At 50.3% G+C, this 10,588-nt stretch carries 12 protein-coding genes; all 12 read left to right on the top strand.

The features are described 5' to 3' along the window. Positions 1–1,288, top strand: a 1,288-nt coding sequence (gene urtA, locus ACJAYR_RS14005) for an urea ABC transporter substrate-binding protein (protein WP_415237182.1), incomplete at its 5' end; no start/stop codon positions are given. Between the two features lie 75 nt (positions 1,289–1,363). Beyond that, positions 1,364–2,977 (top strand): urea ABC transporter permease subunit UrtB, encoded by a 1,614-nt coding sequence (urtB, locus tag ACJAYR_RS14000; RefSeq protein WP_415237181.1) that lies wholly within the window; start codon positions 1,364–1,366, stop codon positions 2,975–2,977. Beyond that, entirely contained in the window at positions 2,974–4,137 is a 1,164-nt protein-coding gene (urtC, locus tag ACJAYR_RS13995; RefSeq protein WP_415237180.1) for an urea ABC transporter permease subunit UrtC, read from the top strand. The genes urtB and urtC overlap by 4 nt, the downstream gene beginning before the upstream one ends. Beyond that, positions 4,134–4,883, top strand: coding sequence for an urea ABC transporter ATP-binding protein UrtD (urtD, locus tag ACJAYR_RS13990; protein ID WP_415237179.1), 750 nt, complete (start codon positions 4,134–4,136; stop codon positions 4,881–4,883). Before urtC ends, urtD begins: the two co-directional genes overlap by 4 nt. Before the next feature lies 1 nt (position 4,884). Beyond that, positions 4,885–5,586 carry an urea ABC transporter ATP-binding subunit UrtE gene (gene urtE / locus ACJAYR_RS13985; protein ID WP_415237178.1) on the top strand — a complete coding sequence of 234 codons (702 nt, stop codon included), beginning with the start codon at positions 4,885–4,887 and terminating at the stop codon, positions 5,584–5,586. Beyond that, positions 5,561–6,415, top strand: coding sequence for an urease accessory protein UreD (locus tag ACJAYR_RS13980; RefSeq protein ID WP_415237177.1), 855 nt, complete (start codon positions 5,561–5,563; stop codon positions 6,413–6,415). The genes urtE and ACJAYR_RS13980 overlap by 26 nt, the downstream gene beginning before the upstream one ends. Before the next feature lie 17 nt (positions 6,416–6,432). Then, entirely contained in the window at positions 6,433–6,735 is a 303-nt protein-coding gene (locus tag ACJAYR_RS13975) for an urease subunit gamma (protein WP_169543365.1), read from the top strand. Positions 6,736–6,746: 11 nt separating this feature from the next. Next, positions 6,747–7,052, top strand: coding sequence for an urease subunit beta (locus ACJAYR_RS13970; protein ID WP_415237176.1), 306 nt, complete (start codon positions 6,747–6,749; stop codon positions 7,050–7,052). Further along, the gene (ureC, locus tag ACJAYR_RS13965) at positions 7,052–8,764 is read left to right on the top strand and encodes an urease subunit alpha (RefSeq protein ID WP_415237175.1); all 1,713 of its coding nucleotides are present in this window, start codon (positions 7,052–7,054) and stop codon (positions 8,762–8,764) included. Before ACJAYR_RS13970 ends, ureC begins: the two co-directional genes overlap by 1 nt. Positions 8,765–8,779: 15 nt before the next feature. Next, positions 8,780–9,223 (top strand): urease accessory protein UreE, encoded by a 444-nt coding sequence (locus ACJAYR_RS13960; RefSeq protein WP_169543368.1) that lies wholly within the window; start codon positions 8,780–8,782, stop codon positions 9,221–9,223. Next, positions 9,213–9,908: an urease accessory protein UreF gene (locus ACJAYR_RS13955; protein WP_415237174.1), complete on the top strand. Its 696-nt coding sequence runs from the start codon at positions 9,213–9,215 to the stop codon at positions 9,906–9,908. Before ACJAYR_RS13960 ends, ACJAYR_RS13955 begins: the two co-directional genes overlap by 11 nt. Then, positions 9,905–10,558, top strand: a complete 654-nt coding sequence (ureG, locus tag ACJAYR_RS13950; RefSeq protein WP_415237173.1) for an urease accessory protein UreG — start codon at positions 9,905–9,907, stop codon at positions 10,556–10,558. Before ACJAYR_RS13955 ends, ureG begins: the two co-directional genes overlap by 4 nt. Positions 10,559–10,588 lie beyond the last annotated feature (30 nt).

The following is a 10,588-nucleotide window of genomic DNA, read 5'->3' as shown; positions in this document are numbered from 1 at the left end:
CAAACTGTCTCGCTTCGCGACAACCCTAGCAATCGGCGCTAGCCTGCTCACAGCCACTGTGGCCAAAGCCGACGATGAAACTATCAAGGTCGGCGTCCTCCATTCTTTGTCCGGGACCATGGCCATTTCAGAAACCACGCTAAAAGATGCCATGCTGATGCTCATCGAAGAGCAGAACAAAAAAGGCGGCGTTTTAGGCAAGAAACTGGAACCTGTTGTTGTCGATCCAGCTTCTAACTGGCCACTTTTTGCTGAAAAAGCACGCGAACTTATCGATGTGAATAAAGTATCTGCCGTCTTCGGTGCCTGGACTTCTGTCTCTAGAAAATCAGTCCTTCCAGTTTTTGAAGAATTAAACTCCATCCTGTTTTACCCTGTACAATACGAGGGTGAAGAATCTCAACGCAATGTGTTCTATACAGGCGCGGCCCCCAACCAGCAGGCAATCCCAGCCGTAGATTACCTGATGAAAGAAGAAGCTGTAGAACGGTGGGTTCTGGCTGGTACAGACTATGTATACCCAAGAACCACAAACAAAATTCTTGAAGCGTATTTGCAGGCCAAAGGTGTTGCAAAAGAAGACATCATGATCAGCTATACACCGTTTGGTCATTCTGATTGGCAGACAATTGTATCTGACATCAAATCATTCGGTTCTGCTGGCAAGAAAACCGCTGTTGTTTCAACCATCAACGGTGACGCCAACGTTCCTTTCTACAAAGAACTTGGCAATCAGGGCATTAAAGCAGAAGACATTCCGGTTGTTGCGTTTTCCGTGGGTGAAGAAGAACTTGCCGGTCTGGACACAAGCCCACTGGTCGGTCATCTGGCAGCCTGGAACTATTTCCAGTCAGTGGACGCTGATATCAACGCAGAATTCGTAACAGCGTGGAGAGCCTACACGAAAAATCCAAAGCGGGTTACAAATGATCCAATGGAAGCCCATTTTATCGGCTTCAATATGTGGGTAAAAGCAGTTGAGAAAGCCGGCACAACAGATGCGGACGCTGTCATCGACGCCATGATCGGCATTGCGGTTCCAAATCTGTCCGGTGGTTATTCTGCCATGATGCCAAATCACCACATCACGAAACCGGTCCTGATCGGCGAAATTCAGGAAGATGGACAGTTTGAAATTGTCTATGAAACTCCTGGTCTGGTTCCTGGCGATGCATGGTCCGATTTTCTACCAGACTCAGCCAAACTGATTTCAGACTGGCGCGCACCAATGTCTTGCGGAAACTTCAATACAGAAACCAAACTTTGCGGCGGTAAAGGGACTAACTAATCCCATTGACGCCAAGACTTTCCTGGCGGCTTCGGCCGCCAGGCTTTCTCATCCCAAAACGAATGCGAATTGATTATGTTGAACCTGCGCATCCTGATTGTGGCCATTGCACTGACTTTTTGCTCATCGATATCCGCCATCGCCCATCATGACGACCTGAACGCTCACATCACCGCTTTAGCAAAAGGCGGATTGAAAGATCGGGCCAAACAGGTGGATCATCTTCTCAAAACCGGTGACCCGAAAATCATCCCGGTCCTTGAGCATTTGGCCGACGGCACACTTTTCATGCAAAAGGCAGATCGCGCGGTTGTCCTGACCGAAAAAAACGGCAAAAAATACACGACAACCGATCCGCTGACAGGTGAACGCAAAACCGATATAGCCAAAGGGGCCCTCAAGAAAATCAAGACGAATAACAGCCTGCGCCGTAAGATCAATGAAGGGTTGAACCTGTTTTCGCTCTCTAGCGCAGACCCTGCGGTTCGTTTGGATGCGGCCCAATCCCTGTTAAAAACACGAACCGAAACGGCACTGGCTTTTATTAATGTCAGCATCGAAAAGGAAACAGTCGAAGAAGTAAAAACGGCGATGAAAAACGTTCAGGCGGTTCTGCGACTGTCGATCGGTAAAGACACCGCGGAACGCCTTGCAGCTCTCGAGACAATTGCACAAATGGGCGGGCGCGAAGCACTGCCAATTCTGGCACAGATTTCTGATGACCCCAATCCGTACATTGTCGCCCGCGCCGCCAAAATCGAAGCCACCATTTTAAAAGAACTCAAACTTTGGGACAGCCTGCAAAATGTTTGGTATGGCCTTTCGCTGGGCTCGGTCCTGCTTCTCGCCTCCATCGGCCTTGCCATTACCTTTGGCGTCATGGGCGTTATCAATATGGCTCATGGTGAAATGGTCATGATCGGGGCGTATTCAGCCTATGTCGCCCAACAAGTTGTTCTTGCCCTTTCTCCCACTCTGGTCGGTTACTCGCTTGTTCTGGCATTGCCGCTGGCATTTCTGACGGCAGGGACCATCGGCTTCGTCATGGAACGCGGTATTATCCGTTTTCTTTACGGACGCCCGCTGGAAACCCTGCTCGCAACCTGGGGGGTCTCCCTGTTTCTTCAGCAAACCGTCAGAACCGTATTTGGACCAACCAATCAGGAGGTCGCCAATCCCGACTGGATGTCTGGTGCGCTTGCGGTGGGCGAAATCTCACTGACCTGGAACAGGATCTGGATCCTGTTATTTGCCGCGGCCGTTTTTGTTTTTCTGTTTTTCCTACTCAAAAAGACCCGAATGGGGCTTCAGATGCGCGCCGTTACGCAAAACCGCAGCATGGCCTCATCGATGGGAATTAAAACACCGTGGGTGGATGCCTTCACCTTTGCACTGGGCTCCGGCATTGCAGGCATTGCAGGCGTCGCCTTGTCGCAGATCGGAAATGTGTCCCCCAACCTTGGGCAAACCTACATCATCGACAGTTTCATGGTTGTTGTTTTCGGCGGCGTCGGAAACCTTTGGGGAACTTTAATCGGCGCCCTGTCACTTGGTATTGCCAACAAATTCATCGAACCATTTTCCGGCGCAGTCCTCGCAAAAATCATGGTTCTGACATTCATCATCTTATTTATCCAAAAACGTCCTCGCGGATTGTTTGCGCTTAAAGGGCGGGCGGTAGAACAATGATTTCTGGTTTTCTTTTCCGTAAAATGGATCAGCGCATTATCTGGGTCGCCAGCTTTCTCGGCTTGCTGGCCATTCTGGCCCCTGTTCTGAACCTGATGACCGACCCGCAGAGCCTGTGGCACCTGCCTGATTACATGATTTCCCTCGCCGGGAAATACCTGACCTATGCTCTGCTGGCACTCGCCCTCGATCTTGTTTGGGGTTATTGCGGTATTCTCTCGCTTGGGCATGGTGCTTTCTTTGCCCTTGGCGGTTATGCCATGGGTATGTATCTGATGCGTCAAATCGGAACGCGGGGTGTTTACGGCGATCCTATCCTTCCAGACTTTATGGTGTTTCTAAACTGGTCAGAATTGCCTTGGTACTGGTATGGGTTTGATCAGTTCTGGTTTGCCGGTCTTATGGTCTTTGCCGTTCCGGGATTGCTGGCATTTGTTTTCGGCTGGTTTGCCTTTCGCTCTCGCGTTACCGGTGTTTATCTATCAATCATTACACAAGCCCTGACCTATGCGCTTCTGCTGGCCTTTTTCAGAAACGATATGGGGTTTGGCGGCAATAACGGCCTGACAGATTTTAAAGATATTCTTGGATTTACTTTGCAAAATTCTGGCACCCGCGCGGCCCTGTTCTCGGCGTCCGCAATCGCCCTGTCGCTTTGCCTGCTTTTATGTTCAGCGATCATTCGTTCGCGTTTTGGAAAAGTCCTGATCGCCGTACGCGACGCAGAATCCCGAACCCGTTTTTTGGGCTATCGGGTGGAAAATGTGAAACTGTTCGTCTTTGTGCTCTCGGCCATGATGGCGGGATTGGCTGGGGCGCTTTACGTCCCGCAAGTCGGTATCATTAATCCCGGGGAGTTCGCTCCCGCCAACTCAATCGAAGTTGTAATCTGGACGGCGATCGGCGGCCGCGGCACCCTTATTGGTCCCATCATTGGGGCGATAACCGTTAATTTAGGCAAAAGCTGGTTTACCGCCGCCCTGCCTGATTATTGGCTATTTGTCCTTGGAGCGCTTTTTATTGCCGTCACTCTTTTCCTGCCGAAAGGCCTTATGGGGCTCTTCAACAAGATTTCTACGATGATACGTCAAAACACCTTTACCAACACCCAACCTTTGATACCCGCCCCTTCTGAACAGGGAGGAGAGAAAACAAAATGACTTCTGTTTCTTCAAGCCTGCTCTATCTGGATGATGTTCATGTGGCCTTTGATGGGTTCAAGGCGATTAACGGCTTATCGCTGGTGATCGAACCCGGTGAAATGCGGGCCATCATTGGCCCCAACGGAGCTGGCAAAACCACCATGCTGGATATCATCACAGGAAAAACACGCCCCGACACTGGCGATGTTTTATTCGAAGGTGAAATCGACCTGACTGAGAAAGACGAAACCGAAATCGCACAGGCGGGGATCGGCCGAAAATTTCAGAAACCCACGGTTTTCGAAGGTCAAACTGTACGCGAAAACCTTGAACTGTCCCTCGCTGGCAACCGAAATATTCTGGCCTCAATTCTCTATCAGGAAAATACAGAGGATCATGAAAGGGTGACCAGCATTCTGGAAACAATCCGCTTGCTTGAACGCGAAAATGATCTTGCCGCCGACCTTTCTCATGGCCAGAAACAATGGCTTGAAATTGGCATGTTGCTGGCCCAGGACCCCAAGCTTCTACTGGTCGATGAACCGGTCGCCGGGATGACAGATGCCGAAACGGTCGAAACCGCGAAACTACTCAGAAATATTGCCAAAACACGATCTGTTATTGTTGTTGAGCACGATATGGGCTTCATTCGCGATCTGGATGTCAAAGTGACAGTTCTTGCGGAGGGATCTGTTCTGGCAGAAGGATCCCTGGATCATGTCAGCGCCCATCCTGCCGTCATTGAAAGTTACTTAGGAAGATAAAATGAGCGCCTTGTCAATTGAAGCGGTAGATTTGCATTACGGTGCGGCGCAGGTCCTTCGAAACATTTCCTTTTCGGCAGAAGCTGCCAAAATCACCTGCATCCTTGGACGCAATGGTGTTGGAAAAACGTCGTTGCTAAGAGCCATTACCGGTCAGCATCCTGTTTCCAAGGGAGACATTCGAATACAAGGGGATATTGTGACCAAAACGGCCCCTTATAATCGGGCAAAAAAAGGAATTGCCTATGTCCCGCAGGGCCGAGAAATCTTCCCGCAATTGACCGTCCGGGAAAATCTGGAAACAGCGTTTGCCCAGTTGGCCCGACGCGACCGGTTTATTGATGAAGAGGTCTATCATCTTTTCCCTGTTCTCAAGGATATGCTGAGCCGAAGGGGAGGCGACTTATCGGGCGGGCAGCAACAGCAGCTTGCCATCGCCCGGGCGATGACAACCCGTCCGGCAATCCTGGTTCTGGACGAGCCGACGGAAGGCATTCAGCCCTCGATCATCAAGGATATTGGCCGCGCCATACAGTATCTGCGGGATGAGAAGGGAATGGCAATATTGTTGGTCGAACAGTATCTTGATTTTTGCCGGGAACTGGCTGACACTGTGCATATTATGGACCGCGGGGAAATCACTCATTCGGGTCCTTCAACAGATCTGGATCGGGACGATGTACGCCGCTATCTCACCGTCTGATAGACTAAGAACGCCCCACCAGCGGACTGATGGTTCCGGTCGGATACGGTTTAAAATATCCCCTTCGGGTAAAACCGTTCTCGATGAACTATATCAACGCGGCGCGTCCAAAATCAGGCTACCCAAGACCTATACCAAGCACAGCAAAGAAGCCGTATTGATTAACAGTTCGGGTGGGTTGACCGGCGGTGATCTGCTTGACTGGCAGATAAGCGCCGGAGAAGACTGTTATGGTGTTATTTCAAGTCAGGCCTGCGAGAAAATTTATAAATCAACAGGTGATACCGCCGTCGTCAAAACTACGCTTTCGGTTGCTGAAAATGCGCGCATTGACTGGTTACCGCAAGAAACAATCCTTTTTGATCGGGCGAAGCTAAGCCGTGATCTGGTTGTCGATCTTGCAAAGAATGCACGCTTTCTTGGCGTGGAGGCGTCTGTCCTTGGTCGCGCCGCGATGGGCGAGCAGGTCCGGTCACTTTCATTTGGCGATCAATGGCGCCTTTATCGAGAGGGCGTGCTGGTCCACGCCGACAATATCCGTCTTTCAGGCGACATGACCGTTCATGTTAAAAACCCCGCTGTTCTTGGCGGTGACCGATGTTTTGCAACACTTGTTTATTGCGGACCAGAGGATTTGGATCAATTAAAGCATCTGGCATCAGAAATCCGGTACAGCTGTACAGCTCAAAGTTTCGGTGTCAGCGCTTTTAACGGCAAAATTGTTGCGCGCCTTACTGCGCCAGACAGCCTGTTGCTCCGCCGCGCTCTCATTCCGATCCTTCAAATATTAAGACCCTCGGAGGCACTTCCAAGAGTCTGGACGACATAAGAATAAAGGGAAACGTCATGAATCTGACACCAAGAGAAAAAGACAAGCTTCTCATTGCCATGGCTGCAAATGTTGCGCGGCGGCGATTGGAACGCGGGGTAATTCTCAACCATCCAGAGGCAATTGCCCTGATCTCGGACTTTATCGTTGAAGGCGCCAGAGATGGGAAAACGGTTGCCGAGCTTATGGAAGAAGGGGCCCATATTCTGACCCGTGATCAGGTGATGGAGGGAATCCCTGAAATGATCCACGACATTCAAGTCGAAGCGACATTTCCAGATGGCGTGAAACTTGTCACTGTCCATGAACCCATTCGATAGAGGAACTCACTATGATCCCCGGTGAAATAATTACCAAAGACGGCAATATCGAATTGAATGCCGGTCTGGACGTTACAGAAATTTCTGTCTCAAATACCGGCGACCGCCCCATTCAGGTGGGCTCGCATTATCATTTTTACGAAACAAACCCCGCGCTTGAATTCGATCGCCCGAACGCTCGCGGAAAACGGCTTGATATCGCTGCGGGCACGGCGGTTCGTTTCGAGCCCGGACAAACCCGACTTGTGACACTCATCCCCCTGTCCGGCAATCGTGTTATTCATGGTTTTCGCGGCGAAATTGAAGGGAAACTCTAATGGCAAATTCAATTTCACGGGCAAGCTATGCGGACATGTTCGGACCGACCACCGGAGACAAGATCCGGCTTGCCGATACAGAACTCTTCATTGAAGTTGAAAAAGACTACACCCGATATGGGGAAGAAGTAAAATTTGGCGGCGGAAAAGTTATTCGGGACGGTATGGGCCAAAGTCAGGTTTCCCGGGCAAACGGTGCGGTCGATACGGTCATTACGAACGCTCTTGTTGTCGATCATACTGGCGTTTTTAAAGCCGATATCGGACTGAAAAACGGTCTGATCGCAGCCATTGGCAAAGCCGGAAACCCCGACACTCAATCGGGCGTTGATATCATCATTGGGCCCGGAACTGAGATCATCGCAGGCGAAGGGAAAATCCTGACCGCCGGTGGCATGGACGCGCATATTCACTTTATTTGTCCCCAGCAGATAGAAGAAGCCCTTATGTCCGGTGTGACCACCATGTTAGGCGGCGGCACTGGCCCCGCCCATGGCACTTTGGCAACAACCTGCACACCCGGCCCATGGCATATTGCCCGCATGATAGAAGCCGCAGACGCATTTCCCATGAATCTGGCATTTGCCGGAAAAGGAAATGCCACACGTCCGGAAGCACTTGTGGAAATGCTGAAAGGCGGGGCCGCAGCCCTCAAACTGCATGAAGATTGGGGAACAACACCCGCAGCCATAAACAACTGTCTTGCGGTTGCGGATGATTTTGATGTTCAAGTCATGATCCATACCGATACGCTGAACGAGTCCGGTTTTGTGGAAAGCACGGTAAAAGCATTTGATAATCGGACCATCCACGCCTTTCACACAGAGGGGGCAGGCGGCGGCCATGCACCGGATATCATCAAGATCTGCGGCATGCCCAATGTGATCCCGTCCTCGACAAACCCGACCCGTCCTTACACGGCCAATACAGTTGCCGAGCATCTGGATATGCTGATGGTGTGCCATCATCTGGATTCCAATATCCCCGAAGATATTGCCTTTGCTGAAAGCCGGATCAGAAAAGAAACCATTGCAGCAGAAGACATTCTGCATGACATCGGGGCATTTTCGATCATTTCATCTGACAGTCAGGCAATGGGCCGGGTTGGTGAAGTTCTGATTCGAACCTGGCAAACGGCCGATAAAATGAAACGTCAACGGGGGCCCCTTGCCGAAGAAACCGGCGACAACGATAATTTCAGGGTCAGGCGGTATATCGCCAAATATACGATCAATCCGGCAATTGCACAGGGTCTGTCGGCGCATATCGGCTCCATCGAAGTTGGGAAACGGGCGGACCTTGTTCTTTGGAACCCTGCATTTTTTGGCGTTAAACCAGATATGATTTTGCTTGGCGGAACGATTGCTGCGGCCCCTATGGGGGACCCAAACGCCTCAATCCCAACACCGCAGCCAGTTCACTACCGGCCAATGTTTGGATCATTTGGTAAATCGCTGACCAACAGTTCCGTAACTTTCGTGTCGAAAGCCGCCTTGGAAGATGGATTGCACGGAAAGCTGGGAACACAAAAGACGATGCTCGCCGTTGAAAATACCCGCTCTGGTATTTCCAAAGCCAGCATGGTCCATAATGACGCAACCCCGGACATCACGGTTGACCCTGAAACATATGAAGTGACCGCCGACGGAGAAATCCTGACCTGTGAACCCGCAGAAACGGTGCCTATGTCCCAACGTTATTTCCTATTTTAAGGCAGGATAAAAAAGATGATTATCGCGTATAAAGTTCTCAAAGAAGAAAAATGGCCGGGAATTCCTGAGGATCAGATTACCTTGGAAGAAGAAGACCGCCATCGCCGTCGCCTTCTGCTAAAAAGCGATGCAGGGCTGGAATTCTTATTATCTCTTGAACATGCAGAACGCCTGGACCATGGCGATGGTCTGCTTTTGGACAATGGGCAAATAATTGAAGTCCTGGCAAAACCAGAGCCTCTATATGAAGTCCGGGCGAAAGACCCCTTGTCCCTGATGAAACTTGCCTGGCATCTTGGAAACCGGCATCAGCAAACAGAGATCATGATCGATCACTTCAGAATTCGGCAGGATCATGTCATTGCTGATATGCTAAAAGGGTTGGGCGCCGACGTCACCGAAATTGAGGCGCCATTTTCTCCAGTTATTGGGGCCTATGCCAAAAAACATGAACACTGAACAAGACCTTAAGGACAGCCGAGCGTTAATCCGACTTTTAACCTGGATGTCGCCGGCATTTCCTTTGGGCAGCTTTAGTTATAGCCACGGTTTGGAAACAGTTATTCAGGATGGCCGCTGTCACTCTGCCGCCACCCTGCAAAACTGGTTGGAAACACTTTTACGCGAAGGCGGCGCGTGGAGTGATGCGATCTTTCTCTGTCATGCGTGGCAAATAGAAAGCGACCTATTTGAAAACCTGAAAGAATTAAATGCCCTCGCACTGGCATTCGCACCGTCCCATGAGCGATACGTGGAAACCGTACAGCAGGGGAACGCCTTTTTTACAGCCAGTAAAGCATGGCCCCGCCCCTTGCATGAAACATTGGAAAGACAGGGTTTAAAAGAACTCGCCTTTCCCGTCATCGTTGGCGCCATTGCGAAAAGCAATCACATCGACCAACAATCGATCCTGCTTGCCTATTTGCACGCTTTTGTTGCCAATTTATGCTCTGTCGCGATGCGCCTTGTTCCTTTGGGGCAAAGTGATGGACTGTCCGTTCAGGCAGCCCTCGAAGATGTTTTTCTCGACCTTACTGATAAAGCAAAAACAGCCTCTCTTGACGCATTAGGAGGCTCCGCAATTCACTCTGATATAGCGGCCATGCGCCATGAAAACCTAACAACCAGGATATTCAGATCATGACTTCCCCCTCGCCTGTTAAATCATCCTCTGCCCAAACAAACGGTCCAATGCGTATTGGTATTGGTGGCCCTGTTGGCGTTGGAAAAACAACGTTAACAGAAAAACTCTGCCTTGCTCTACGGGATCATTATTCCATCGGTGTCGTGACCAATGATATCTATACTCAGGAAGACGCAATGGCCCTTGTTCGCCGGCAGGCTTTAACCGAAGATCGGATTGTCGGTATTGAAACCGGGGGCTGTCCCCATACGGCCATTCGCGAGGATGCAACCATCAACCTGCAAGCCATCGATACGTTAAATGAGCGGCATCCAGATCTGGACATCATTTTCATTGAATCCGGCGGTGATAATCTGGCGGCCACTTTTTCACCGGATCTTGCCGATTTAACACTTTATGTAATTTCCGTCTGTCAAGGGGATGATATCCCCAGAAAAGGCGGGCCTGCGATTACGCGATCTGACCTTCTGATCATCAATAAAACTGATCTTGCCCCCTATGTTGGTGCCGATCTGGATCGTATGAAAGACGATGCGGCAAAACTGCGTCAATCCAAACCCCATCTTTTTACCGACCTTTCTCGCAATGAAGGAACTGACGAAATTCGGGATTTTATTTGCAAAATGTCAGGCTTGCCCTTGATCAATTGATCGCAATTTGAAAGGCTTTGTTTGGTGAAA

It is taken from the genome of Sneathiella sp. (assembly GCF_047631475.1).
Lineage (GTDB): Bacteria > Pseudomonadota > Alphaproteobacteria > Sneathiellales > Sneathiellaceae > Sneathiella.
The sequence above is the reverse complement of the archived record's forward strand: the minus strand, read 5'-3'. Positions and strand labels throughout refer to the sequence as shown.